The sequence below is a fragment of the Helicobacter sp. CaF467b genome (genome assembly GCF_022664765.1).
GTDB lineage: Bacteria > Campylobacterota > Campylobacteria > Campylobacterales > Helicobacteraceae > Helicobacter_D > Helicobacter_D colisuis.
Genome location: NZ_JALAIY010000001.1, coordinates 412648 through 438421 on the forward strand (window position 1 = coordinate 412648; position 25774 = coordinate 438421).

The window sequence follows — 25774 nt, forward strand, 5'->3', positions numbered from 1 at the left end:
TTTAATAGCTATGATTTTAGAGTGAGAATCCTCACTCTAAAAGTTATTTACTCAATGCTTTTTTAACACCCTCTGCATATTCTTTGCTAATTTTTTCAAAATGCATTAGAGCTTTGTCTATGATTTTTTGTTCAACACCTTCCATTGATGAGGCAATATTATTAAAGAGTTGTTCTTTTTGAGAATCATTCATTATGTCAAATAAGGCTTTTGGTTGGGTGTAAAAATCATTATCCAATGGCGCATATCGTTGTGCTGCAGCTTCTAAATTCAAATCTGGTTCCAAATAATTTTTATCTTCTTTTGGGCTATCATCATAGCTATTTGGTTCATAGTAAGCTGATTTGTTTTTATACTCATCAAAATTCATAGCCCCAGCAACATTATAGGTATTAACCTCACTTCTTGCTCTATTAATAGGCAATAGATGATAGTTAGTTCCTACTCTATATCGGTGCGCATCAGGATAGCTAAAGATTCTACCTTGGAGCATTTTATCAGGACTAAAGCCAATTCCAGGCACGATATTGCTTGGGCTAAAGGCGGCTTGTTCTACTTCATTAAAGTAATTTTGTGGATTTTTATTAAGAATCATTTCTCCAATATCCATCAAAGGCACGATGCTATGGGGCCATACTTTTGTCAAATCAAAGGGATTGAATCCTAATTTGTCCACTTCATTTTCAGGCAAAATCTGCACTTGGAATGTCCATTTAGGGAAATCCCCTTTTTCGATACTATTGTATAAATCTCTTTGGTGAGATTCTCTATCTTTGGCAATAATTTCTTCAGCTTCTTTGTTGGTTAAATTTTTAATGCCTTGTTGAGTTTTAAAATGGAATTTTACCCAAAACCTTTCTCCTTTATCGTTGATGAGACTATAAGTATGGCTTCCAAAGCCGTGCATATGTCGATAACTTGCTGGAATTCCCCTATCACTCATTAAAATTGTAATTTGGTGTAAAGCTTCAGGGCATAATGTCCAAAAATCCCAGGCTGCATTTGCGTTTCTTAAATTTGTTCTTGGATCTCTTTTTTGGGTGTGGATAAAATCAGGGAATTTGTAAGCATCTCTTATAAAGAAAGTTGGTGTGTTGTTTCCAACTAAATCCCAATTGCCTTCTTTGGTGTAAAACTTAATTGCAAAACCCCTTACATCTCTTTCTGCATCAGCTGCACCGGATTCTCCAGCTACAGTTGAAAATCTCAAGAAAAGTGGAGTAACTTCTCCTTTTTGCAAAACTTTAGCCTTAGTAAATTGTGAAATATCAGCTGTGATTTTTAATTCTCCATAAGCACCGCTTCCCTTGGCATGCACTACTCTTTCAGGTATCCTTTCTCTATTTTGATGAGCAAGTTTTTCAAGTAGGATATAGTCTTGTAATAGTAAAGGTCCTTTTGGTCCAGCAGAAAGTGAATTTTGATTGTCTGCTACTATATTTCCAAAGTCATTTGTAAGTTTTTTCATAAAGATTACCTATCCTTTAAATAAAATTTATTAACAAGGAAATAATATCTTATATAAAATAAAAATAATATTAAATAATAAAATTTATTATTTAATTTAAAGTATCAAAAATATTTTTTTTAAGCAGTTTTTAGTTTCCTTTTTGTTTTTAAAGTATATAATATTTAATGTTTTCAGGGTTTTTAGTGAGGTAGTCAAAATAAATAAGTTAGGAAAGAGGAGGACTAATGCTACCATCTTGGAGCAAAGAATTAAGTGTTCATAATGATGCCATTGATGAGCAGCACAAGCATCTTTTTGATATTGCCGGTAGAGCGTATGCATTGATTAATAAAAAAGCCACAAAAGAAGAAATAGTTACAATTTTAAAGGAATTATTAAATTATACGCAGGAACATTTTAGAGATGAAGAAGATTATATGGAATCTATTTGTTATCCTCGCTTAGAGCAACATAGAGAAAAACATCGTGAAATTATACGAGATATGACAAACTCTGTTATGCAGATTCGCAATGTGGATGATTTAAAAGAAAAATTAGCCGTAATTGCTAAAAAATGGCTTTTAGAACACATTATTCGAGAAGATATGCAAATTGAAAAATTCCGTCGAAGTGTTTGTCAAATTACATCTTCAATGCCTAAAAAGTCATCCAATGAAGCGGAATATGAAGAGAAAAAAATTAAATACACCTGTCAATGTAAGGGGAAGATTCACCTTGTGCCCTCGACATTGCATAATAAGATTCAAAAAGAAAAAGCTTTATTCAACTGCAAAGTTTGTAAGGCAATCATTCAATTTTTAGAAATGTAAGGGATAAAAATGTTAAATCAAAGTGAATTAAAAGAATATCAATTAATGGCTGATTCTTTGCGGTTTTTGTGTGCTGATATGGTGCAAATAGCTAATAGCGGACACCCTGGTGCGCCGATGGGATTAGCTGATATTGCAGTGGTTTTAGGGTATCATTTGCGCCTTAATCCTAAAAATCCACAATGGATTAATCGCGATAGATTGGTTTTTAGTGGCGGACATGCAAGTGCGCTTGTGTATAGTTTATTGCATTTATGGGGTTTTGATGTAAGTTTGGAAGATTTAAAAGCCTTTAGAAGTTTTGGCTCTAAAACACCAGGACACCCCGAATACAAACACACTCCTGGTATTGAAATAACTACCGGTCCTTTGGGGCAAGGTATTGCTAATGCAGTAGGATTTGCTATGGCAGGAAAACTTGCTCAAAATATGCTTGGTGATTTAATCTCTCATAAGGTTTATTGTTTGTGTGGCGATGGGGATTTAGAAGAAGGAATCTCTTATGAATCTTGTTCGCTTGCTGGGCATCATAATTTGGATAATCTTATTGTAATTTACGATTCAAATAATATTACCATTGAGGGTGATTGCGCTGTTGCTTTTAGTGAGAATATTAAATTACGCTTTGAGGCTCAGGGTTGGGAGGTTTTAGAGATTGATGGGCATGATTTTATGCAAATTGATTCAGCACTTAGTAGGGCTAAAGATTCTAAAAAACCTGTTTTGATTATTGCTAAAACTATAATCGCAAAAGGCTCTATTCGTTTAAGTGGTTCTCATAAATCTCATGGTTCTCCACTTGGAGAGAGTGAGATTGAAGAATCAAAAAAAGCTTTGGGCTTTGATTCTAAGATGAAATTTTTTGTCTCTGATAGCGCAAGAATCCGATTTAAAAACACGCAAGAATTGGGAGAATTAGCCAATAAAGAGTGGGAAGAAACCTTGGCAAAAAGCGATAAGAAATCCCTATTAGAAGCGATGTTAAATCCGGATTTTTCTAAGATTGCATACCCTAAATTTGATGAGACTAAAAGCGTAGCAACTCGTGCAAGTAATGGAGAGATTCTTAATGCTATTGCAAATGCGCTGCCCGGATTTATCGGCGGAAGTGCAGATTTAGCACCTTCTAATAACACAGAATTAAAGGGAATGGGAGATTTTCCAAAGGGGAGAAATTTCCATTTTGGAATCCGCGAACACGCTATGGGAGCTATTAGTAATGCGTTAGCTAATTATGGTTTATTCTTGCCTTTTTGTGCTACTTTTTTTGTCTTTAGTGACTATCTTTCCCCAAGTGTGCGCGTAGCTTCGTTGATGAAAAGTAAAGTGTTTTATATCTGGACGCATGATAGCATTGGTGTGGGAGAAGATGGGGCAACTCATCAGCCTATCGAGCAAATTAGCCATTTTAGGGCGATGCCAAATTTAAGTGTTTTCCGTCCAAGTGATGCAAATGAAAATATTGCCTGTTGGCAAGTTGCTTTAGAAATTGAGGGACCTTGTGCTTTTGTGCTTAGTCGCCAGAATCTTCCTATTTTTGGAGAGGTTGCGAAAGATCAGGTAAAAAAGGGCGCTTATGTAAAACAAGAATCAAGCAAAGAGCCACAAATCACATTGTTAGCAACAGGGAGTGAAGTGGAGCTTGCTTTAAGAAGTGCTAAAGAGTTAGAATCACAAGGCGTGGCAACACGAGTTGTGAGTGTGCCAAGCTATGATTTATTAATGCAACAAGAGAAAACCTATCGCGATTCTTTATTGAAAGGTAAAGTGATTGCCATTGAAGCAAGTCGTGGTTTGGAGTGGTATGCACTAGCTGATGTGGTGGTTGGAATGCAAGGTTTTGGTGCAAGTGGTAAGGGCGAGATTTTGTTTGAGCATTTTGGCTTTAGTGTAGAGAATATTGTAAAAATCGCCAAAGAAAATCTCTAAAAGTGGCAAAACTCTATTTATTCTCAAACACGCGCGCAATCAAGGCATTTTTTGAAAGGGATTATTTAGCTTCATTTTTGCCTGATGCGCAGAGTATTGGTGAGTTTTTGGAATTTGTCTTAAGAGTGGAGGGGAAAAGCAAAATCCCTGCATTTTTGCGTCATATTTATCTTTATCAATCTATCCAAGAATCAAACTCTAAAGAATTTAGCGAGTTTGCTAAAAATTTCTCTCAATTTTTAAATAATTCAGATTTCTTTTTTAAATTTTATGAAGAATTGTGCGCTGGATGTGTGCGATTAGAAATGCTAGAAAAACTTGATGTTTATGCATTCTATGATGACTACTTGCAGGTTTTAAAAAGAATCTTTGAGCTTTATAGTAAAAAGCTTGCAGAGAATCATTTCTTTGATCAATATTTTTTAGAAGATTATAAGATTACTTTTGAAATTTTGGGGATTTATGAAAGCATTGAAGTGTATTTGGAAGGGTTTTTAAGTCATTTTGAAATGCATATTTTTCAAGAGATCTCCTTTCAAAAGCCAATTTTTTTAAAGGTTTTTATTAATCCTTTTAATATTGAGTATTACCAAAAGCTTTTTGGAATAACCTTGGAAAATGGTAAATTTACACTAAAAATAGAGAAACAAAAGTTAGAGATTTTAAGCTTTGAAGCTAAAGTGGAGATTCCCAATAACCTTAAGCTTTTGGAGTTTGATAGTAAGATTTCTGAAGTGGGTGGGATTTTTACTCAAATTGACTTATGGCTTGAGAGTGGGGTTTCACCAGAGGAGATTTGTGTTGTTTTGCCCAATGAGGAATTTATCAAATATTTACAACTCTTTGATAAGGCAAGGAATTTTAATTTTGCAATGGGTAAAAAGTTGCAAGAAACAAGTTTTTTTAAGCAACTTCAAAGTTTAGCAGAATCTACGCAGAATTTTGAAGAATTTGAACAATTCATTATGGAAATGTCAGAGCATACTTGGGAGGATAAAGAGGCTAAAAAGATAATTTTGCAAAGATTGGAGTATTTTTCATTTGGATTGAAGTTTTTAGATTCTTTGCAGACTAGAGATAAAATTTATGCCTTTTTTACACTATTAAGCAAAGAAACAATTGATGATGTTGGTGGGGGAAGGATTAGTGTTGTGGGAATTTTGGAGACAAGGGGGATTAATTTTTCTTATGTGATTTTACCAGAATTCAATCAAAGCAATGTCCCAAAAGTGAGCCAAAAAGATATTTTTCTTAATTCAATAATTCGTCAAAAAGTTGGGCTTCCCACAAGAAAAGATAGGGAAAATTTACAAAAATATTATTATGCAAAGCTTTTTGCTCATTCCAAAGAAGTTAGTGTAATGTTTGTTAAAAATGAGGAAGAAGAGCCTTCGCGTTTTTTGTTAGAGGAAAAGATTTTCAAAAACGCTTTAGTTAAAAAAACTTCTAGGAAATATGGTGAATATTTTTTAAGTGGAGAATTGCTAAGCTATAAAGAAAAGGAAATCATCGCACCTTTGAATTTTGGAGTGATGAGCGCAACAAAGTTAGAGTGTTTATTGACTTGCAAAAGAAAGTATTATTATCGCTATGTTTTGGGCTATAGGGAGCCAAAGGATTTTAATGCTGGAACTCAAATCCATAAAGCTTTGCAAATGGCATATGCTAATTTTACTAGTCATAGGGATTTTAAAAGATTGGAGCAAGAGACTTATGAGAATTTGCAAGTTTATGAGAATAAAAGAGAATATTTTGAGCTAGAGGTTGCCAAGAAATATTTGCAGAAATTTTTCTATGCTGAAAAAAAGCATTTGGAGGAAGGTTGGTTTCCAATTGAATTTGAAAAAGAATTTTCATTAGAAGTCTGTGGGATTCCCTTTAGGGGGAGGATTGATAGAATTGATAAAAAGGGAAAAGAGGTTTTTGTTTTGGATTATAAATACAAAAAGAATCTTAAGGTTGGTTTGCAAAGAAGTATTGACATTTTAAAGGACTTTCAGCTTATTTTATATGCTCTAGCACTTCAAGAATCTTGTAATGAAGTTAGGGTTGGGTTTTATGATATTTATGAAGCAAGCATTAAAGAAGAGGAAATTTTACAAGAAAAAACACAAAAACTCATAGAAAGACTAGAGGAGCTTAAGGGACTTCAAAAGGAATTTTCTTATGAGCTTTGTGAGAAAAGAGCACCTTGCAATTTTTGTGAGTTTATTTACCTTTGCAAACGCTATTAAAAATTCCAAAGAATCGAGTAAAAAATAATAAAATTAGCGTGATAAGTAGGGTTTTAAAGACTAATTCAGATTGTTGGTGCATTTGGTTAAATTCTAGGGTTTCAATGGCACTTTCTCCTATTGCTTGAGCTTCTATAATGTAGGGCGTGTAATATAGAGTAAATAAAAGAATTAAGATTGCATTGATAAAGCCAAGTAAGGGGATAAATTTTTGGCGTGTGGTTTGAAGAGTAATTAACTCATAAATAAGAATAAGCAAGGCAAGGATATTGAGTAGAAAATTAACTTTAATAAAGATTTGTGTCATTAAGATTCCAGATTGAAATAAGGTAATATCTAATCCCTCTGCCAAACTAGCCGCACGGAAAACCACAGAAGCACTAAAGGCACTTGCAAGAATAAGACCAATGCTTAAAGCAATAAACAATAAATACAGCGCTGAAAATGAAGCATAAATTTTGGTTTTTAACATAGGATTCCTTAGTATTTGGCGAATTTTAAGTCTTAAGTCTTGTATTATAACAAATAAGGTTTTAAAGTTTATAAAAGAATATAATTTGTGAGTAAAATGTAGATTATCAAAAAGACTAGTTAAAGTAATGATTAAAGTTTTAACTATTTGGAGATTTTGCTAATAAATGATGGCGGAGCGGACGGGGCTCGAACCCGCGACCCCCTGCGTGACAGGCAGGTATTCTAACCAACTGAACTACCGCTCCAAAGCTAAAAGTGGTGGTCGCTACAAGACTCGAACTTGTGACATCCACCTTGTAAGGGTGGCGCTCTACCAACTGAGCTAAGCGACCATTATAAAAAAATAGAAATAAAAGTGGTGACTCCTAGGGGACTCGAACCCCTGTAGCCACCGTGAAAGGGTGGTATCCTAACCGCTAGATGAAGGAGCCACTTTTATTTAGTGGTGACCCGCGTTGGATTCGAACCAACGGCCCATTCCTTAAAAGGGAATTGCTCTACCAACTGAGCTAGCGGGTCAATCAAAAAGGAAGTGAAATTATAGCTATAAAATTTTCAAAAGTCAATAGTTTTAAAAAAAAGTTTTAAAAAAAGCAAGTAAGCATAGAGGCAAGATTGTTCTTGAATATAGTTTCTATCCCCAGAAAATAGGACTCTATTGATAATTTCTTCCCCATTTTTAGATTTCACTCCAATAAAGATTGTCCCAACAGGCTTGCTAACACTGCCTCCAGTTGGTCCAGCAACACCACTTGTAGCAATGGCAAAATCTGCACCACTTAGATTCAAAGCGCCCTCTAGCATTTCGCGCACTACTGCCTCACTAACTGCGCCATAAGAAATAAGATTGTTATTAGAGACCTTTAACCAAGATTCTTTAATGGCATTAGCATAGCTGATAATTCCCCCCTCAAAAACTTCACTTGCACCTGATTCTTTGGTGAGATAGTAAGCTACTAAGCCACCAGTGCAGCTCTCTGCAGTTGTAATTTTTTGTTTGGAATTTGCAAGGAGTTGGATAATACTTTGAGCTAAATTCGAACTCGCAAAGATTTTATTTTGAAAAGTTTGTTGCATTTCTTGCAAAAAATTATCAAGTGATTTGTGTGAAAGGGCTTTGGCGTGTAAGATTTCTATTCCACAAGTTTCTTGAAGGATTTGTAATTGGATTTGATAGGCTTTGGCTAGAGGATTTAGAAGGGTTAAAGCGCTTTGACAATCAAGCCCTAAAAGATACAAAAAAGTGTTGTCTGCATCTCTGAATTGTGTGATTTTTGGGGATTCTTGTAAGATGATATTGCAATTTTTAAAGGCAAGTGTATGGTGGGTTTTTTTGAAAATAGGCGTTGAAAAAGAATATTTTTTAAAATACTCTAAAATTTCATTGAGCACAGAATCTTTGGCGAGTATTAAAAGATTCTGTGAAGATTCTATGGCGTAATTGAGATTTTTAAGGCAATTTGTATCATTTAAAGAATCCAAAAACCAAGTGCATTGAATCTCCCCAAAAAGACTTTGAGCATAGCAAATAGAATATTTTTGAAGTGGTTTAAAAGAATAATTTTTTCCAATGCAAAATAAAGTATTCAAAATAGTTTTCCTTATGTATAATTTAATTCTTTAATGGTAGAATATTTTAACTATTTTATAACTTAAGTTTGGAGGTTAGGCAAATGAGTAAAACTTTAGTTGTGCGTCCTGAAGATGAAAGACCTGGTGAAGTTTATAATAAAAAAGGCAAGTTAAATAAGGAATTTTATGAAGTGGAGATTAAAAAACTCCAAATTGAGCTGATTAAATTGCAAAATTGGGTAAAAAAGCATCAGAAAAAAATCATTATAATCTTAGAAGGGCGTGATGCTGCAGGCAAAGGTGGAACAATCAAAGCTTTAAGAGAGCATTTAAATCCGCGTGGGGCAAGAGTGGTGGCATTACAAAAACCAAGTGATGTAGAAAAAACACAATGGTATTTTCAGCGTTATATTGATGAACTTCCAAATGGCGGAGAAATTGTATTTTTTGATCGCAGTTGGTATAACCGAGCGGGAGTGGAGCGTGTAATGAATTTTTGTAGTAATGAACAATACAAAGAATTCATTATTCAAGTTTCCCATTTGGAACAAATGTTGATTGAGAGTGGTTATATTTTGTTTAAATTCTTTTTAGATGTTGGACAAGAAGAGCAAAGAAAGAGAATTGAAGCAAGAAAAGATGAGCCTTTAAAGCGTTGGAAATTAAGCCCTATTGATGAGTTATCCCTTAATTTGTGGGATGAATACACAGAAGCCTTTGAGAAGATGTTTTCACGCACGCACACACCTTTTGCGCCTTGGATGATTGTGGATTCTAATGACAAAAAACGCGCAAGAATCAATCTTGCTAGAATCTTGCTTTCTAAGATTGACTATGAAGATAAAGATGCAGAAAATGTTTGTTTGTTAGCTGATCCTGGAGTTGTTTCATATTATTCAAGCGTGCGAATGTTTTCTAATGAGCAAGAAGAAGATTTGCAAAAAAAGAAAAAGAAAAAGAAAGATAAAAAATAATTAAACTTTAGAATATTAGGGGGTATTTTTTGGAAATTACAAATTATTTTATTTGAGATAATTTGTAATTATTATTGTTTTTAAATTGTTTGTATTCTATGGGTTTGTATGGGTTTGATGGTAAGCATTTTTTATTTTTAAATTTTTAGTTTTAATGAGCTTTTTAAGCGCTAATTAAGAAGTTAAAATAATTTTAGATATTTATTTTAATTAAGTTGTTTTGTGATATAATCCGCGCTTTGTTTTTATTAAAATTTAGATGAGGGTGAATTATGAATCCATTTAAAAGTTTAAGCATAGGAACTAAATTAGTTGCCTCCATAGGCATTATTATGGTTATTGGTTTGGCGATTCTTTTTATTATTATTGCTACTCGAGTGAGTGATAGTATGAGTAAGAGTGCTGAAGCTATTATTATGGAAGCTTCAAAAGGACATACTAACACCGTTGAAGCTTCAGTAAAAGAAATGATTGCGTTGAATAAAGCAGCTACCAATAGTATAGAAAGTCTTTTTACTTCAACCCCACGACAAAATATCTCAATAAATCAACTTGAAGAAACAATAGCAAATGTGCTTGATTCTGGTAGTTATACAGATTATGCTTTTGTATATTTGAAAAATCCATTAGGTTTCAATGACAATGGTAGATTTACAAAAATGGATGATGGCAATTATATGGCACTTTGGCAAGATAAAGATGTGAGATCTGCTGGGGGTATCACAAGTTTGCGTGTGGGTAGTGATTTGCAATTAAATTCAGTAAAAAAGGCTCTAACTGCTTCTAGTGCAGATGATGGCAAAGTTTTTTTTGGTCTACCGCGTAAATTTTCATTAAGTGGAAATGAATTTGTAGGTATTGGTATGGCAATGACACTTTATGATGAGAATCATTCTGTGATTGGGGCAGTTGGATTTATCTTTAACTTTGAAAGTCTTGCAGAAGTGTTATTAGATCCTTCTAATGAAGTTTTTGATGGTAGTGTTGTTGGATTGCTTAATGAGGATGGAACTATCCTTGTTCATAGAAATGAAAGTTTAATTTTTAAGAAAATGCAAGATATTAATAAGGATCCTAAGGCAGCAGAAGGGGTTAGAGCTATGGTAGAAGGCAAAGCGGGAGTGTATGATTATGTCACTACAGATAAAGTACCAAGCTATGTAAGTGTGATGCCATTTTCTTCTGTGGGTGGGGCTATTAATTGGAGAATTTTGGTAACCGCTCCTAAATCTTCAGTGCTTGCTTCTTTATACACTTTAGAATACATTATTGCTGGGGCTTCAGTTATTTTCTTGATTATTGTAATGTCTTTTGTGTATTTTCATATTCGTAAAAATGTTTCTAAGAGACTTACTGTTATTTTGGATACATTGGATAAAGTCTTTAAATATATTAATTACGAAAGTAAAGACATACAAACAGTTAAAATTCACTCTAATGATGAATTGGGAACTATGGGACGAATCATTAATAGTAATATTGAAAGAACTCGATCTTCTTTATTGGTTGATGAAGAAGCGATTAAAGAATCAGTAGAAACTGCTAAGGAAATTGAAGCAGGAAATCTCACTGCAAGAATTTCTAAGAATCCTAGTAACCCTCGATTAGTAGAGCTTAAAGAAGTGTTAAATCGAATGCTTGATGTTTTACAGGAAAAAATTGGAAGCGACACCAATGAAATCTCAAGAGTTTTTGATTCTTATGTGAGATTAGACTTCACTACAGAAGTTAAAAATGCAAATGGACGCGTTGAGATTGTTACTAATACTTTGGGCAAAGAGATTAGAACCATGTTGCATACAAGTGCTAAATTTGCTGAAGAATTAGCAGCGCGTTCTTTAGAACTAAAAGAATCAATGCAAAAACTTACCGATGGTTCTCAAAATCAAGCAAGTTCTTTGGAGCAATCTGCTGCTGCAGTTGAAGAGATTAGTGCTTCAATGCAAAATGTTAGCGATAAGACTATGGAAGCTACAAGACAGGCAGAAGATATTAAAGAAATAGTTGGTGTAATCAAAGATATAGCAGATCAAACCAATCTCCTTGCTTTGAATGCGGCAATTGAGGCAGCAAGAGCAGGAGAACACGGAAGAGGATTTGCGGTTGTTGCTGATGAAGTAAGAAAGTTAGCTGAGAGAACAGCAAAATCATTAGGTGAGATTGAAGCAAATGTTAATGTGCTTGTTCAAAGCGTAAATGAAATGAGTGAATCAATTAAAGAGCAAACAGAAGGAATAGGACAGATTAACGACACAATTGCGCAATTAGAAAGTGCAACTCAAGATAATGTTGGCGTAGCAAATGCAACTAATGAGATTACTCGAAGTGTTGATAACATTGCTAAGAATATTCTTGAAGATGTTAATAAAAAGAAATTTTAGTAATTCTTTAGTTTTAGGGCAGTAGATTTAGTTAATTTTAGTTATAATTTAAAGAACATGGATTCTAGAAATAGAAAATGTTATTTTTCATGAATAAAGGAAGGAATATGAAAAAGTTTTTCTCTTTGTCATTGGTTTTGTCTAGTATGCTTTTTGCTGCGAATAATCAATTTGAGATTACACCTCAAATTGGCGGAAGTTGGCATGTGGATAATCAAAGAATGGCAGATGACATTGATTTGTCTTATGGACTAAAAGCGGGTGCGAGGGTAGCTCCTGATGTGCTTTTGGAGTTGGGTTATGATTGGATTACACACGCTGAGCAAAGTATTCCTAATGCTAAAACCTCTTTTAATCGTTATTATATGAATCTTGTTAAAGAATTTGAAGTATGGCAAAGCGTATCTCCTTATATCTTAGGTGGTGTGGGTTATGAAGATGTTTCTAATAATAGCCAAAGTTTAGATAGTGCGCCATTTGGTCAATATGGTGTGGGATTGCGTTGGGAAGCTTTTGAGTATTTACATTTTAAAACAGAATTAAGACATTTAATGAGTTTTGATGGCAGAAGTGATGTGGTTGCGATGCTTGGCTTTAGCATTCCATTTGGAACTTATGGAGCACAGCAAGTTGCAGTAGCAGAAGAAGCAAAAGAAGTTGTTGTAGAGGAGACACAAGAACCTGCTTTATCGCATATCCACACCTTTAATGTAGAGTTTCCTAGTGATTCTGCAGTAGTGGATCCAGCTTATTATCCAGAGATTCAAGATTTTGCAAAATATATGGAGCAAAATCCTGAAAAAACAGCTGTAATTAATGGACATACAGATAGCACAGGAAGTGCAGCTTATAACCAAAAGCTTTCTGAAAAAAGAGCAGTATCTGTTAAAAATGAAATCGTTAAACAAGGTATTTCTTCAGAAAGATTAGAAGCAAAAGGTTATGGTGAAGAAAAGCCAATTGCTTCTAATAAAACACGAGAAGGCAGACAAAAAAATAGAAGAGTAGAAGCGGAAGTTTATCTCGCAAACTAATTCAATGCGACCTATTATTAAGCAAGACATTGCCATTTATGCGCCAAATATCCATTTGGAGATGAAAGAAGCAAAGGAGATTTGCGAGGTTTTCACCTCCAATAGCGCTACGATTAGAAGTTTATCTATCAAGGCGGTTTATTTTTCTTTTGAAAACATTAATTGGATTGATGAGGGTGCTATAATTTTGGTAGCAAGGGCATTGTTGGCATTGCAAGATAAGGTTTCCATTCCAGTTGCTTTTATAGGATATAGTAAAACCCAATTTGTCAAACTTAAAGCCCTTTTTCCTAATCGAAGTATTCCACTATTTAAAAATGATTCTATTGCTAGTTTTTTGCTTGGTTTTAAAATGCCACCCATTCAACAAAAGATTGTTTATTATGATAATGATGGAATGGTGCAAACACTCATTTCTCATGAATTGCAAGTAAAGGGTTATGAGGTTATTTGTCTTAACAACGCTCAAGCTTTTTTGGAAAAACGCAAACAGCTCTTAGATCAAGCTTTTTATATTTATGATATTTATTTTGATGTTACAGGAAATTTTATCCCCACCATCATACAAAATGGAATGGTGATTTATACGCTTTATAGAAAGGCTGATAAAAATATTACATTGTATTTTAATCTTCAGGCGCATAATTCAAGATTGCGCGAGGGATATAAAGTGTTTGTTTTTGATGTGAGTCAGATTCAGGACTTTAATTTTGGAGCATTGGATTTTATTATGTCTTTGGCTTTAAACAATGTGCGCTATGAAGCTTGTGTTGCAATTTGTGGTTTGCAATTAAATCTTGCTAAAGAAAAAAGAGAACTTTGTAGGCGTAGTGGAATTTACTTCTTTTCTAGCCTTGAGGAATGCAGACAAGATTCACAGATTAAAGAAGCGATTAAAAAATACCAAGCAGTTGAGCAGAAACGCAAAGGACTTACAAAACATCTTGTGGCGCAGTTGCCTGTGTTTATCAATGCCGCTATTGAAACACTTTCCTCCCTAACAGGTGGCGAGGCGAAGCGAAAAGACTATAAAGTTACAACCTATAATAAAACCGGTCAAAGCAATATTATGGGAGCGATGATTAGCTTTGAGGGCGATGTGAGTGGAATTGTGGCGCTTTGTTTTAGTAAGTCAATCGTCAAAGAAGCCTCTTTGATGTTACTAGGTGAGGAATCGCAAAGCGATGAAGAGTTGCTTGATGTGATTAAAGAATTTACAAATATTATCGCGGGGCGATCAAAAGCGATTTTATCAGAACATAATCTCTCCATTGGCATCTCTTTGCCAAAAGCCTGCAAAAGCGAAGAGGAGATTGCACAAATGCTTGTTGGGAAGCAGGGTGTGCAAGTGGATTTGCTTTTAAATAATAAGCCCTTAGTTTTATTTTTGGCTCACTAAGAAACGCTCTAAAATTATCATTGCAGCAAGGCTATCTAGACTGCCATCTTTCTTTTTGCTTTTTTTGCTACCTTGCATTCTTTGGAGTGCCTCAAAGGAACTAAAAGATTCATCTATGAAATGTATTTTAATATTATTTGGAATTTCAAGTAAGCTTACAAAATGTTTGATTCTGCGCTCCATTTCTGCTGAAGATTCGCTCTCTTGTGGGAGACCAATGATGAGAGTTTGGATTTTGGAATCACAAATAACTTGACTTACTTCTTTGGCAGCTTGATTCCGATTTTTTCTTAAAATTGGGGGTAGGGGAATGGGAATATTTTGTATTGATTTTGCGATTCCTATACGCTTTAATCCTATATCTAATGCCAAAATATTTTGCATCAAACAACCTCGATTCTTCCATTATTTCTTAGAATTTTGCCCTCTAATTCATAGGTAAAAAGAATTTCTCCGAATTTAATAAAGGCTTCTTCAAAAAAAGGATTAGTTTTGCAAAACTCTAGAATTTCATCGGCGCTTTGGTAAGATGTGGTTTCAAAAAGAGTAGATAAAAAGCTATCAACTTCCCAAATGACATCAGCTTTGCCTTCCTTGGCTAATCTTTGTGTTCCCTCACTTTGTCCTAAGTGGTGAGGTGGAACATAGATTTTTTTTCCTAGGCTTAATGCGTATTTGGCACTTTGCATAGATCCGCTTTCTAAGTCGGCTTGAGGAATTATGATAGATTCTGCAAGACTAATAATGATTTTATTGCGTTCTAAAAAGGAATAATGCTTAGGTATATAAGGAGGAGAAAATTGGCTTAGTATAAGCCCTTTTTGATAAATTTCTTGAATAATTTTTTGATTAGTTTTTGGATAGATAATATCTAGTGAGCTTGGAGATACCATAATGGTGTTTGGTAAAGCAGCGCTGTGGGCTAAAATATCTATCCCCAATGCACCTCCACTTATGATTGTTGCATAAGGCGATATTTTCTTGGAGATTTCCTTGGTGAAATTTTGAGCATAAGGGTTTGGGTTTCTAGAGCCAATAATGGCTATTTTGCGCTGTTGAAGTAATTGTAGATTCCCGTGATAATAAAGTGTTTTTAGATTCTTTAAATGTTGGAGCTCTAAAGGAATTGTGCTTAGTGTTTGCAAGATTATGATTCTTTTTGCACAAGGTAAATTACAATATTATCGACAAAGCTATGATAGCGGTAACCATCGCTTTCGCCATCGCCGTCAAATTCATCTAAAATGGCTTTAGAGGAGTGATTTTGGAGTAGTTTTATGATTTCGGCACTTTTGCCAAATCTCTCATAATAGCGCTTGATGGTAATAAGCCAATTCACTTGAATTTCATTTAGGGCATTATTGATTTGCTTGAGATAGGCAATTTTCATCAAAGAAGCAATTTTATCAATCCAATAGTTAATCTCCATATATTCCCCAAAAATAACTCTAATATGTTGAGCATTACCTGTATAAGCATAAGGCTTAGCTTCCTCATAAAGCTTGAGAAAATCTTTAGTAAAGTCTTTAAATTGTCGCATAGAGCGCAAACTCTCAATGTCATCTACTAGTGTATAGACTTTTTTTATATCCTTTTTTTCGATAGCTTCTAGGAAATTTTCCTTTTGTTGCATAAGCACAATTTTTTCATTAGCCGATCTTTTTAAGTTTGGAAATACCAAAAGGGTTTCAGCGAGTTTTCTTGCTTCTTGGTATTGAAAATTTTTCTCTAACTCAATGAGATTTGTGAGCATTTTTTCACCAAGTAAAAGCACCTTTTTATATAAATCAGTCTCACGCAAAAAAGAAAATTGAAAAGTAAGCGAAAAATATTCTTTGAAATTTTGATTTTTGATGAGATTGTCTGCCTTTGCAAAGACATCAGAATTTCTTAGTAGTTGAACGATTAATTCTTTTTTGGGTGTATTTTCAAAGGGGGCAAGATACTGCTCGGCAAGTTTTTGATTGATTTTTGCATTCTCTATAAGTAACTTTTTGGCATTAAAAAAAGCCTTATTCCATATATTTTCTAGCTTTTCATAAGCTTGAGTTTTGACTAGAAATTTTGTAGTTTTTACCATTTCATAGGCTTTGATAAAGTCTTTTTTATCGATTAATTCCAAAAAGGTTTTCACGCCATCTTTTTGAGAAAGATAAAAATCAAATTCATTTTTTTTGGATTGAGAAACTATAAAAGGGGCGGTTATTTCAATGGCTTTATCAATTTCATCTTGATTTAAAAGGATAATTGCTTGATTTAAAATATCAGGCCACACTTCATCAAAGATTTTGGTTAAAGGATGTATGCTTAAAAAGACATTTTTTTCAATGGCTTCACGCGCTTTTTTATAGTCTTTGATGGCAAAGGCATCTTTTAAATCTTCTTTGCCTTCGTTGTAATCAAAAATTAGCAAAGCACCATCAATGCAACCAATATATAAAAAGCCATGACAAAAAGCAATAGAAGCGATTCCAGCGTGTTCAGTTTTGATTTCCATGACTTTAGAATTGTCTTTAAGTGAAATGATATAGAGTATATCAGAACGAGTTCCAATAAGGGCGTAATTTTCTTCTTCATCTAAGGCAATGCATGTAGGCCAGAAAGCAAATAAATATTCTTGAGAGAGAATTTTGCCTTCTTTGAGGCTAAAAACAATGCTAGAGTTATTGCGCAAAACAAGCAAGAGTTTTTCATCATTGCTAAAAAAACAAGAATCTTCTACCACATCATTAGTAACAAAGTTAAAGGCAATTTTGTGGCGTAAAATATCAAAAATCATTGTGAATTTATCAAATCCGCTAATAGCAATAAATTCATTACTTTTTGAGAAGCGAATAGTGGAAATATAATCTGAACGCGCTAGAAGTGAAGCTGTTGGTAAAAAATTGTTATCTTCATATAAAAATACTCTACCATCTTGTCCGCCTGTTGCAAGGTATTTTCCATTGTTTGAAAAGCCACATGATTCGATATCGCCATCGTGATCATCGAGTGTAGCGATGTGTTTAATATTGGAATCATCAAGTCGAATAATTAAAGTTTTCTTCTCTCCAACTAAAGAAATGCAAAAATAAGCATCAGGGGAGATTCCAAAGGCGTGTGAATAGCGATGAGGAGGTTCTATATTTTTGATAATTTGAAAATTTACAATATTTTTTAAGTTTTGATTTATTTTTGCAATATAAAAGGTGTTATCAATACAAAAAGTTAAATCTTTGCAGGGTGAAATAGAAAGAATACTGCCTTGTAATTGGTGGGTTACTTTTGGAATTGCCATTCATTAAATCTTTATTTTTTATCTGTATTTTAACATATTTTTAATAAAAATTTTATGGAATGATAAGCTCGTTTATATAAACGGCTTCCACTCCACTCTTTTGGAGATATTCAGAAGCGTTTTTTAAAGCTAAAATCGTTTCTTTGTGAGGATGACCAATAGCGATTGCATAGCCTTTTGATTTGGCAGTTTCGATGGCTTTTATGAAATTTTGTGTGATTTTTGAAATATTTAGTTCGTTATCTAAAAAAATATTGCGCTCCAAAAATGGAGTATTTTGGCAAGGATTAAGAGAAGCTGTGGGGTTGTTTTTGTAATAAAGAGCTGTTTTGGTTTTGGGAGTGGTTTTAGAATCGACAAAGGTAATTTTATTTTCATTGAGGACTGCAAGGAGATTTTGCATGGCATTTGGATCTTGTGTGAATTTACTTCCTGTGTGATTGTTGATATAAGTCAGATTTGGAAAATCCTTTTTAATAGCTTGAATCCTATCTTGAATTATTTGTTTAGAATCATTGCTAAAAAGCCATAAATGTTCTTTTTGGTAAAAATTCAATGCTTCAAGAGGCAAATGCACCATATAAAAGGGTGCAGTTGCAGCAATTTGGGGTGTATTTTTTGAAGCAATGGTTTTGGGGAAAAAAGAGGGAGTAATTTTATAGGGTATTTCCTGTAGCCTACGATATTGCGTATAGTTGCTAATATCATCAATAATAATGGCAAGCTGTGGTTTAGTTCTTTGGCAGATTTGAGTTGTTTTTGGAGTGTTTGTTTCTTTTGCTAGAGATTCTGGGTTTGGTGTAGCGGGAAGTGGTTTAGTTTTAGGCTCTAAATTTTCTTTGAGAAGTGGGAGATTTTCTTCTAAAAAATCAAGATTTTTTTGAATCAGCATATTGTTAGTTTCTTGAGTTTCTTGAGTGCTTGGTTTGGTTTTTATTATTTTTTGCTGTATTGGCTTTGATTCTTGGTCGGGGATAAAGTTAAAAACTAAAAGCACAAGTAAAAGTGCTATAATTCCTATGGTAATAGGGTTTAGTTTATTCATGCAAAATTATTTTTCAAGTAGGATTTCTACTTCAAGAGTGTTAAAGTTTTGATTAGAATCAGTTTTAATGTTAATTTTTTGTGCTTTCGTGTATTTTTTAATCACTTCTAGGATTTCTTTTTTCATAGCTTCCATATAGGGCACATTGATTGTGCGTTCGTGAGCTAACATCAAAGTTAAGCGGTTTTTCGCTTCTTGCGCAGAACTTGTTTTGTTTCCAAAAAATTTTTCAAATAAACTCATGAAAATAGCCTCCCAAAAAATCCTTTTTTAGCCTTTAATTCCAAATAAGGCACTTCTTCCCCCAAGATTCTTCTTGTAATGTTTTTATATGCTTGGCTTGAGAGAGAGTTTCCATAGATAACAGGCTCACCGGTGTTGGTAGAAGAAACAATTTTATCATCTTCTGGAATTACGCCAATGAGAGGCAAGGAGAGAATCTTTAAGACATCATCTACACTAAGCATCTCACCTTTTTCAGCCATTTCTGGTTTTAAGCGATTGATGATAATGTGCTTTTTAACTTCTTGACCCATTTGTGCTTTTTTGCTTTTTGCATCAATAATTCCAATCACCCTATCTGCATCTCTCACACTTGAAACTTCGGGAGTGGAGACAATAAGGGCTTCATCAGCCAAAAAAATAGAATGTTCAAAACCGCCTTCGATTCCTGCAGGTGAATCAAGCAAGACATATTCAAATTCTTCTTTTAGTTTTTCAATGAGTTTGGCAACTTTTTCTTTATCCAAGATTGTTTTATCTTTACTCTGTGAGGCAGGTAAAAAGTAGAGATTCTTAGCTCTTTTGTCATTGATAAGTGCTTGGGAGAGATTGCACTCTCCCTCCATAACATTTACAATATCATAAACAATGCGATTTTCTAAGCCTAGAATCATATCAAGATTTCTAAGCCCAATATCAAAATCTACAGCTACAACCTTTTTCCCTGCATTGGCTAGACCAACTGCTAAATTTGCTGTTGTAGTGGATTTTCCAACACCACCTTTTCCAGAAGTAATTGTTATAATTGTCCCACTCAAAATAATGCCTTACGATTAAAAATAGATTGTGCAATTTTATCAAAAATTGTTTAAAAAGGATTAAAATCAAAAAAGCGTTGTTGTGGTTTTTGGAAGTTTTTTTAAGTGGTAGCTTTGGCGATGTTCCTTGCAATAACCAAATTTTAAGATAGCTTCTATATGAGCTTTTGTTCCATAGCCTTTGTGTGATTTAAAATCATATTGCGGATAAATTAAATCCAATTCTATACTTTCTTTATCTTTAGCATTTTTAGCTAAGATACTTGCTGCACTAATGGCATAAACCTTAGAATCACCTTTTATTAGCGTTTGTAGGGATTGGATTTGAAAATTACAATTTCCATCAAAAAGGTAGTGGGGGGATTTGAGTTGAGTTAGAATTTCTTGTAGGGATTCTTTTAGGCAAAGACTTAATCCTTTTAAATCAATTTCTTGTGCAGTTTTTTTAACAAGATGAAATTGTGCGTATTGCGTGATTTGCAGGGCTAGAGTATCGCGGATTTTGGGAGAGAGTTTTTTGGAATCTTGGAGTTGGTTTAAGAGATTTTTGGGAAAAGATTTACCTAAAATCACACCGCATACAAAAAGTGAGCCACCAATACAACCTCTACCCGCTTCATCAATCCCACAGATTTCAAGGGGATCGTGTGAGGGTTGAGTAAAAAGGCTATTTGGATTCAAAGATGTATTTTAGAACTTCTTGGAAATTTTCTACTGGATAAATTTCTAAGCCCTCTTTGACCTCTTCTGGAATCTCATTTAAATCACGCTCAAAATTTTTCTTAGGAATAAGTGCGGTTTTAACACCTGACTTTAGAGCCGCAGTGAGTTTTTCTTGTAAGCCACCAATGGGAAGGACTTTGCCTCTTAGAGTTAATTCACCAGTCATAGCAACAGAGCTTAAGATAGGGCGATTAGAAAAAATTGAAGCAATCGCACTAGCTATGGCGATTCCAGCACTCGGACCATCTTTTGGTGTAGCACCCTCTGGGACATGCAAATGCACATCAAAGCGATTATAAATCTCACTTAGATCAACAGAATCTTTTTCTGCCTTTTCTTTGGGAGAAAGCGGAATAAGGCTTGGGTCAATTTCTAGTTTTTGGCTGTCAATTAGGGATTTGATATAAGAGTGAGCAATTTTTGCGCTTTCTTTCATTACATCACCCAGATTACCAGTTAAATGCAATCCGCCCTTGCCTTTGATTTTTAAAGCTTCAATTTTTAAGACATCACCACCAACGCTTGTCCAAGCAAGTCCATTGACTAAGCCCACTTCATTTTTAGCATTTGCACTTTCGTATTCAAAGACAATTTTATCAAGGTATTGAAATAGATTCTTGTTGGTAATAGTGATTTTTTCTTGTGGATTTTGCAAAATTTCTTTGGCAACTTTGCGTAAGATTTCAGCAATCTTGCGTCTTAAATTTCTCACCCCCGCTTCTCTTGTGTATTTTTCAACAAGATTTTTTATAGCCTGTGTATTAAAGCTAACTTCACTGCTTTGTAAGCCATGTTTTTTGATTTCTTGAGGAATGAGATATTTCTTTGCAATTTGTTCTTTTTGATAAGGAGTGTAGCTATTGATATTAATAAATTCCATTCTGTCGCGTAAAGGAGCTGGGATTGAACTAATGTCGTTGGCAGTAGCGATAAAAATCACTTGGGAGAGATCTAAATCAAAATTTGTGTAATAATCTCTAAATTCTTTGTTTTGCTCAGGATCTAAAATCTCTAATAACACTGAAGAAGGATCGCCACGGAAAGAATGGTGCATCTTATCAATTTCATCTAAAACAATCACAGGATTCATCTCTTTTGCATCAATTAAGCCTTGCACGATTCTACCCGGCATTGCTCCAATATAAGTTCGGCGGTGTCCTCGTAACTCATTCACATCTTCTAAGCCACCTAGCGCGATTCGGATAAGTTTTCTTTTGAGGGCAGTAGCAATGGAGTTTGCAAGACTTGTTTTACCCACTCCAGGGGGTCCATAAAAGCAAAGAATCGTGCCTTTATTTTCATTATCATTTTTACCTCTTAAAGCAAGAAGTTCTCGCACAGCAAAGTATTCTATGATGCGCTCTTTTGGCTTTTTTAGCCCATAGTGATCTTTATCGAGCTGTTTTTGCACTTCTTCAATTTTGAGAGATTTTTTAGAATAAGCACCAAAAGGAATATCCAAAACCAATTCGATGTAATTTTGTAAAAGGTTAGCATCTGCGCTATCTTGGTGCATACGAGAAAGTTTGTTGATTTGTTTAGAGATTTCCTTATAGGCATTTTTGCTCATAGCATTTTTGAGTTTTTCAAGTTTTTGTTTGTATTCTTGTAATTCTGTGTCTTTGTTTTCTCCGCCAAGTTCTTTTTGAATCTGCTTTAATTGTTCTTTTAAAAAATATTCTTTGTTGATTTTTTCCATTTGGAAATTAACTTTGTTTTTAATTTCTTTTTGGATTTGTTGAGCTTTGATTTCATCTAAGACTATATCAATGAGGCTAAGCAGTCTTTCTTCTGGATCATTTTCTTTGAAGATTTTATAAACTTGCTCTTTTTTTAATCTTGTAGCACTTGCAATTAAGTCTGCAGCGCGATTAGGATCCATTGTTTCATTGATGCTTCTTAGCAAGTCTTGTGAGAAATTTTGAGAAATATTATGAAGGGTGCGTAATTTTTCTTTTAAAACCGAGAGAATGGCTTCGATTCTACTTGCATCAAAGCTTTTTGAAATAATGGGCTGGATTTCTCCAATTAAGGGAGATTTTGAAATGAGTTTTTCAATACTCCCACGGCTTAGCCCTTGAAAAAGAATCTTGATGCGCCCATCAGGCAAGGCTACACGCCTCATAATTGTTCCAATCACTCCAACATCATAAAAGGATTCTTCATTCTCTTCATCATCTTTAGATTTAATTGCAGTGATAAAGATAAGCTTGTCTTCGCTTTGCATTGCAAGATCAATGGCTTTAAGACTTTCTTCATCATTAATAAAAAGAGGTGCTATCATAAAAGGATATAAAAACATATCCTCTTCTAAAATAATAGGCAGATTTTTTGGAAAAGCTCCATAGCGTTCTAATTGCATTGATTTATCCTACCATTCAAAAATTTTTTGATACCAAGGCGAACCTGCCTCTTGATAAAAAATATCTTTTATCCAAGCGCTTTCATCAATTTTTTGTTGATAATATTTTGCAGCTTGTTGTTTATCTTTCTTTTCATAAAGTTTAATAATTTCTTTATTAAGGCTCAAATTAGCGAGTTCTAGTTTTAAAAGCATAGTATCAACAATAGGTCTATAGCGTGAATAAGGGTATTTTTGGCTAAAGTCTTGTGCGTCTTTGATTGATTTTGCCAAAAGTTGCTGATCGCGAAATTGTTTGGCAAAGGCAAAATAATTGGCTTGAAGTTTTAAGAAGCTAATAAAGTCAATATTTTTCTCATCTCCAAAGCGTTTGGTGTATTCATCAAAATAAAATGTGGCTAGGAGATATTCCTCTTCTTGCATATGCGCTCGTCCCAAAATCAACATTGCTTCGCTTAATAGTGGTGAATTCAAATGCTCACTTTGGAGTGAAGTGAAGTAACTATCGGCTTTTTCTAAATCTCCATTACGAATCTCTTTAAGCATATTTTGATACCAATAATCAGCTGGTTTATTTACTTCATCAAGCGCTAATCCGCCATTGTTTTTTGAAGAACAAGCATTGAAAATTATCAAAAAACTAAAACTTATAAGAAAGAATTGGATAAATTTTTTCACAGATTCCCTTTTGTTATCTTTAAATTTTAAGCTTTAAATTTTTCATACCAAACTCTTTAAAAGCAGAATGATTTTAATTTAAAAAGCTTTATGAGTGGTAATTATAGCGGATTTGTAATGCATTTTTTATAAAATTGCATTGATTTTTTGTTTTTATTGCGATAGAATTAAATTTTAGAATTCACTATACAATTAGGGTAGATAGCTATTTTGCTAGTGAATAAACTATGAAAAGTTTATTTTGTTATTATTTTAGCAAGGATTAGGTGATGGAATTTGCGGTAAAATCTCCGATTTTAGGTTTTGAACATATCCAAAAGATGAAATTAGAAAAGATTTCAAAAGACGATGATACATTTATGCAACTAAAAAGCTGTGAAAACGATGGTATTTCTTTCACTTTGGTGAATCCTTATTCAATGCGAAGTGATTATGAGTTTGAGATCCCTTCTCCTATAAAGGCACTTTTAGAGCTTAAGGGAAAGACTAACATTGACCTCCAAAACTCTAAGTTAGTTACGCTTAATATTGTTTGTATTAGAGAGCCCATTGAAGAATCAACTGTGAATTTTCTAGCACCCGTATTATTTAATTTTGAGAACTTGACTATGGCGCAAGTTGTATTAGAGAATTTTAAATATGAAAATTTTGGTCTCTCAGAGCCCATTTCTAAGTTTTTTGATTTTAGCAAAGCCAATTAAAATGAAAACTCTTGTTCTTTTGGGTTATGGTAAAATGGCAAGAGCTTTAGCTCTTGGATTAAAAGAGAAAGCAAATATTCAAGTTGCAGGGAGGAATCCACAAAAAATCCGTGAGTTTTGTGATGATTTAGGACTCACTCCATTATCTCAAAATAACAATCTCATTGAAGTGCAAGATCAAGAAATCCTGCTTTGTGTTAAACCTTATGCACTCCAATCTTTTCAGTTTGTTGGCAAAGCCAAATGCGTTTATTCAATTTTGAATGCTACTACTTTAGAGACTTTAAGAAATAGAATAGAATCAGAAGCTTTTATTCGTGCAATGCCTAATGTAGCTGCGAGTGTTGGCAAATCAATTACTTCTTTGTGTGGAGATGAAGTTTATAAGCAGAGAGCATTTGAAATTTTTAATTCCATTGGGAAAAGCGTTTGGATTGAAGAGAAGATGATGTCGGTAGCTACGGCACTTGGTGGTTGTGCTCCTGCATTTCTAGCTATGGTAGCTGAATCGCTTGTGGATGCGGGAGTTACAAATGGTTTAACGCGTAATGAATCAAAAGAGATTGTTGAGGGTTTGTTTGAGGGATTTGGGACATTATTGCAGACAACTCATCCAGCGCTTTTAAAAGAAAGTGTAATGAGTCCAGGTGGCTCTACAGCGCAAGGTGTTGCAAGTTTGGAGAAAAATTCCTTGAGAAACACTTTTTTTGAGGCAGTTTTGGCTTCTAAAAATTTCGCTTGAAAATTTTTGCCATTTTAGGAGGTAGTGGTTCAGGAAAAACCGCGCTTTCATTGGAAATTGCACAAAAAAAACAATGTGCAATTCTTTCTCTTGATTCTTTAAGCGTATATCAAGAAATTGATATTATTTCAGCTAAACCAACAAAAAAAGAGAGAGAAGGAATCGCACATTTTGGTATTGATATTTTAACTCCAATACAACCACATAATGTTCAAATATTTATTCAAGAATATCAAAAAGTAAGGGATTTTTGCCAAAAAAATCAACACAATTTATTGATTGTTGGAGGCAGTAGTTTTTATCTTAAAATACTTTTGGAGGGACTTTCAGATTTTTCTTTAGATGAAAATCAAAGGAGTGAAACTTTAGCAAAAATCAATGCTTTGGGGGATTTAGAAAAACAATACCACTTTTTAAAGACAATAGACAAACAATGGGCGATTCGTATTAAGCCAACAGATTGCTATCGCATTCAAAGGGCTTTGGAAATTTATTTTATTACCTCAAAGATTCCTAGTTTGTATTTTAGAGAAAATCCTCCAATTCCGATTATTGAAAATTGTAAAATTTATGAGATTGTTTGGCAAAGGGAATTTTTACGCCAAAGAATCAAGCAAAGAACAAAACAAATGCTAGAGAATGGGGCTATTGATGAGGTTAGGGGACTTTTGGAAAGATATGGAAAAATCTATCAATGGGCAAAAAGTATTGGCATTAAAGAAATAATAGGATTTTTAGAGGGGCAGATTTCACAAGAAGAGCTAGAGGAATTAATCTCCACACACACAGCACAACTTGCAAAACGACAAAGAACATTTAATAAAACACAATTTAAAGAGCATTTTTGTGGTGAAGCCAAAGAGGTTTTAGAGCAAATCCAAAAAGATCTTTGAAATGAAAAAATTAATAAATATGATTAGTCTTTATTA

General features: G+C 34.0%; 22 protein-coding genes and 4 tRNA genes. 10 read left to right on the forward strand and 16 right to left on the reverse strand.

Annotated features, from left to right (window positions below):
* Positions 1 to 43: 43 nt before the first annotated feature.
* On the reverse strand, positions 44 to 1468 hold the full coding sequence (locus MKD52_RS02130) for a catalase (RefSeq protein ID WP_112057131.1): 1425 nt from the start codon (positions 1466 to 1468) through the stop codon (positions 44 to 46).
* Positions 1469 to 1695: 227 nt separating this feature from the next.
* Here MKD52_RS02130 and MKD52_RS02135 point away from each other — a divergent pair, with 227 nt between their 5' ends.
* From MKD52_RS02135 to MKD52_RS02145, 3 genes are read left to right on the forward strand one after another with little or no spacing between them, the layout of a single operon-like run.
* A complete protein-coding gene (locus MKD52_RS02135) occupies positions 1696 to 2280 on the forward strand; it encodes a hemerythrin family protein (RefSeq protein WP_242099095.1) in 585 nt (194 codons plus the stop codon).
* A gap of 9 nt (positions 2281 to 2289) precedes the next feature.
* Positions 2290 to 4209 (forward strand): transketolase, encoded by a 1920-nt coding sequence (gene tkt, locus MKD52_RS02140; RefSeq protein ID WP_112057129.1) that lies wholly within the window; start codon positions 2290 to 2292, stop codon positions 4207 to 4209.
* A 2-nt stretch (positions 4210 to 4211) separates the two neighbouring features.
* Positions 4212 to 6443 (forward strand): PD-(D/E)XK nuclease family protein, encoded by a 2232-nt coding sequence (locus MKD52_RS02145; protein ID WP_242099096.1) that lies wholly within the window; start codon positions 4212 to 4214, stop codon positions 6441 to 6443.
* Here MKD52_RS02145 and MKD52_RS02150 read toward each other — a convergent pair.
* The 6 genes from MKD52_RS02150 to MKD52_RS02175 form a co-directional block, all read right to left on the reverse strand.
* Positions 6418 to 6915, reverse strand: coding sequence for a DUF4149 domain-containing protein (locus MKD52_RS02150; RefSeq protein WP_242099097.1), 498 nt, complete (start codon positions 6913 to 6915; stop codon positions 6418 to 6420). The genes MKD52_RS02145 and MKD52_RS02150 overlap by 26 nt on opposite strands.
* Before the next feature lie 170 nt (positions 6916 to 7085).
* A tRNA-Asp gene (locus MKD52_RS02155) sits at positions 7086 to 7162 on the reverse strand.
* Between the two features lie 11 nt (positions 7163 to 7173).
* A tRNA-Val gene (locus MKD52_RS02160) sits at positions 7174 to 7249 on the reverse strand.
* Positions 7250 to 7273: 24 nt separating this feature from the next.
* Positions 7274 to 7348: transfer RNA gene (locus MKD52_RS02165), tRNA-Glu, on the reverse strand.
* A gap of 12 nt (positions 7349 to 7360) precedes the next feature.
* Positions 7361 to 7436, reverse strand: a tRNA-Lys gene (locus MKD52_RS02170).
* Between the two features lie 36 nt (positions 7437 to 7472).
* Positions 7473 to 8507 (reverse strand): CinA family protein, encoded by a 1035-nt coding sequence (locus tag MKD52_RS02175; protein WP_242099098.1) that lies wholly within the window; start codon positions 8505 to 8507, stop codon positions 7473 to 7475.
* Between the two features lie 83 nt (positions 8508 to 8590).
* Here MKD52_RS02175 and ppk2 point away from each other — a divergent pair, with 83 nt between their 5' ends.
* The 4 genes from ppk2 (at position 8591) to MKD52_RS02195 (ending at position 14277) form a co-directional block, all read left to right on the forward strand.
* Positions 8591 to 9463, forward strand: a complete 873-nt coding sequence (gene ppk2, locus MKD52_RS02180; RefSeq protein WP_112057125.1) for a polyphosphate kinase 2 — start codon at positions 8591 to 8593, stop codon at positions 9461 to 9463.
* Positions 9464 to 9735: 272 nt separating this feature from the next.
* On the forward strand, positions 9736 to 11844 hold the full coding sequence (locus MKD52_RS02185) for a methyl-accepting chemotaxis protein (RefSeq protein ID WP_242099099.1): 2109 nt from the start codon (positions 9736 to 9738) through the stop codon (positions 11842 to 11844).
* A 107-nt stretch (positions 11845 to 11951) separates the two neighbouring features.
* Entirely contained in the window at positions 11952 to 12878 is a 927-nt protein-coding gene (locus MKD52_RS02190) for an OmpA family protein (RefSeq protein WP_242099100.1), read from the forward strand.
* A gap of 4 nt (positions 12879 to 12882) precedes the next feature.
* Complete coding sequence (locus MKD52_RS02195) at positions 12883 to 14277, forward strand: chemotaxis protein CheX (RefSeq protein ID WP_242099101.1); 1395 nt, start codon at positions 12883 to 12885, stop codon at positions 14275 to 14277.
* On the opposite strand, the gene ruvX is transcribed toward MKD52_RS02195, so the two are convergent.
* From ruvX to bamD, 9 genes are all read right to left on the reverse strand, one after another.
* Entirely contained in the window at positions 14260 to 14661 is a 402-nt protein-coding gene (gene ruvX / locus MKD52_RS02200; RefSeq protein ID WP_242099102.1) for a Holliday junction resolvase RuvX, read from the reverse strand. The two genes, MKD52_RS02195 and ruvX, sit on opposite strands and share 18 nt — an antisense overlap.
* On the reverse strand, positions 14661 to 15422 hold the full coding sequence (locus MKD52_RS02205; RefSeq protein ID WP_242099103.1) for a DNA-processing protein DprA: 762 nt from the start codon (positions 15420 to 15422) through the stop codon (positions 14661 to 14663). The genes ruvX and MKD52_RS02205 overlap by 1 nt, the downstream gene beginning before the upstream one ends.
* Positions 15423 to 15424: 2 nt before the next feature.
* Positions 15425 to 17554 carry a WD40 repeat domain-containing protein gene (locus MKD52_RS02210; RefSeq protein ID WP_242099104.1) on the reverse strand — a complete coding sequence of 710 codons (2130 nt, stop codon included), beginning with the start codon at positions 17552 to 17554 and terminating at the stop codon, positions 15425 to 15427.
* A gap of 52 nt (positions 17555 to 17606) precedes the next feature.
* Positions 17607 to 18599: a divergent polysaccharide deacetylase family protein gene (locus tag MKD52_RS02215; protein WP_242099105.1), complete on the reverse strand. Its 993-nt coding sequence runs from the start codon at positions 18597 to 18599 to the stop codon at positions 17607 to 17609.
* 6 nt (positions 18600 to 18605) lie between these two features.
* On the reverse strand, positions 18606 to 18842 hold the full coding sequence (minE, locus tag MKD52_RS02220) for a cell division topological specificity factor MinE (RefSeq protein ID WP_242099106.1): 237 nt from the start codon (positions 18840 to 18842) through the stop codon (positions 18606 to 18608).
* Entirely contained in the window at positions 18839 to 19639 is an 801-nt protein-coding gene (minD, locus tag MKD52_RS02225) for a septum site-determining protein MinD (protein ID WP_112057117.1), read from the reverse strand. Before minD ends, minE begins: the two co-directional genes overlap by 4 nt.
* 66 nt (positions 19640 to 19705) lie before the next feature.
* On the reverse strand, positions 19706 to 20320 hold the full coding sequence (locus MKD52_RS02230) for a ribonuclease HII (protein ID WP_242099107.1): 615 nt from the start codon (positions 20318 to 20320) through the stop codon (positions 19706 to 19708).
* Positions 20307 to 22724: an endopeptidase La gene (gene lon / locus MKD52_RS02235; protein WP_242099108.1), complete on the reverse strand. Its 2418-nt coding sequence runs from the start codon at positions 22722 to 22724 to the stop codon at positions 20307 to 20309. The genes MKD52_RS02230 and lon overlap by 14 nt, the downstream gene beginning before the upstream one ends.
* Positions 22725 to 22733: 9 nt before the next feature.
* Positions 22734 to 23402 (reverse strand): outer membrane protein assembly factor BamD, encoded by a 669-nt coding sequence (bamD, locus tag MKD52_RS02240; RefSeq protein ID WP_112057114.1) that lies wholly within the window; start codon positions 23400 to 23402, stop codon positions 22734 to 22736.
* 269 nt (positions 23403 to 23671) lie between these two features.
* Here bamD and fliW point away from each other — a divergent pair, with 269 nt between their 5' ends.
* Genes fliW through miaA form a run of 3 tightly spaced genes read left to right on the forward strand, consistent with a single transcriptional unit; the run spans position 23672 to position 25738 of the window.
* Positions 23672 to 24103 carry a flagellar assembly protein FliW gene (gene fliW / locus MKD52_RS02245; protein ID WP_242099109.1) on the forward strand — a complete coding sequence of 144 codons (432 nt, stop codon included), beginning with the start codon at positions 23672 to 23674 and terminating at the stop codon, positions 24101 to 24103.
* Between the two features lies 1 nt (position 24104).
* On the forward strand, positions 24105 to 24845 hold the full coding sequence (gene proC / locus MKD52_RS02250) for a pyrroline-5-carboxylate reductase (protein WP_242099110.1): 741 nt from the start codon (positions 24105 to 24107) through the stop codon (positions 24843 to 24845).
* Positions 24842 to 25738, forward strand: a complete 897-nt coding sequence (gene miaA, locus MKD52_RS02255) for a tRNA (adenosine(37)-N6)-dimethylallyltransferase MiaA (protein WP_242099111.1) — start codon at positions 24842 to 24844, stop codon at positions 25736 to 25738. Before proC ends, miaA begins: the two co-directional genes overlap by 4 nt.
* Positions 25739 to 25774 lie beyond the last annotated feature (36 nt).

Bases quoted from the DNA above. Each gene is read 5' to 3' on its own strand.
- MKD52_RS02195 (WP_242099101.1), top strand. From the start codon at position 12,883: ATGCGACCTATTATTAAGCAAGACATTGCCATTTATGCGCCAAATATC.
- MKD52_RS02185 (WP_242099099.1), top strand. From the start codon at position 9,736: ATGAATCCATTTAAAAGTTTAAGCATAGGAACTAAATTAGTTGCCTCC.
- MKD52_RS02130 (WP_112057131.1), bottom strand. From the start codon at position 1,468: ATGAAAAAACTTACAAATGACTTTGGAAATATAGTAGCAGACAATCAA.
- minE (WP_242099106.1), bottom strand. From the start codon at position 18,842: ATGAGTTTATTTGAAAAATTTTTTGGAAACAAAACAAGTTCTGCGCAA.
- ppk2 (WP_112057125.1), top strand. From the start codon at position 8,591: ATGAGTAAAACTTTAGTTGTGCGTCCTGAAGATGAAAGACCTGGTGAA.
- fliW (WP_242099109.1), top strand. From the start codon at position 23,672: ATGGAATTTGCGGTAAAATCTCCGATTTTAGGTTTTGAACATATCCAA.
- MKD52_RS02210 (WP_242099104.1), bottom strand. From the start codon at position 17,554: ATGGCAATTCCAAAAGTAACCCACCAATTACAAGGCAGTATTCTTTCT.
- proC (WP_242099110.1), top strand. From the start codon at position 24,105: ATGAAAACTCTTGTTCTTTTGGGTTATGGTAAAATGGCAAGAGCTTTA.
- MKD52_RS02215 (WP_242099105.1), bottom strand. From the start codon at position 18,599: ATGAATAAACTAAACCCTATTACCATAGGAATTATAGCACTTTTACTT.
- MKD52_RS02135 (WP_242099095.1), top strand. From the start codon at position 1,696: ATGCTACCATCTTGGAGCAAAGAATTAAGTGTTCATAATGATGCCATT.
- MKD52_RS02190 (WP_242099100.1), top strand. From the start codon at position 11,952: ATGAAAAAGTTTTTCTCTTTGTCATTGGTTTTGTCTAGTATGCTTTTT.
- lon (WP_242099108.1), bottom strand. From the start codon at position 22,724: ATGCAATTAGAACGCTATGGAGCTTTTCCAAAAAATCTGCCTATTATT.
- MKD52_RS02150 (WP_242099097.1), bottom strand. From the start codon at position 6,915: ATGTTAAAAACCAAAATTTATGCTTCATTTTCAGCGCTGTATTTATTG.
- ruvX (WP_242099102.1), bottom strand. From the start codon at position 14,661: ATGCAAAATATTTTGGCATTAGATATAGGATTAAAGCGTATAGGAATC.
- tkt (WP_112057129.1), top strand. From the start codon at position 2,290: ATGTTAAATCAAAGTGAATTAAAAGAATATCAATTAATGGCTGATTCT.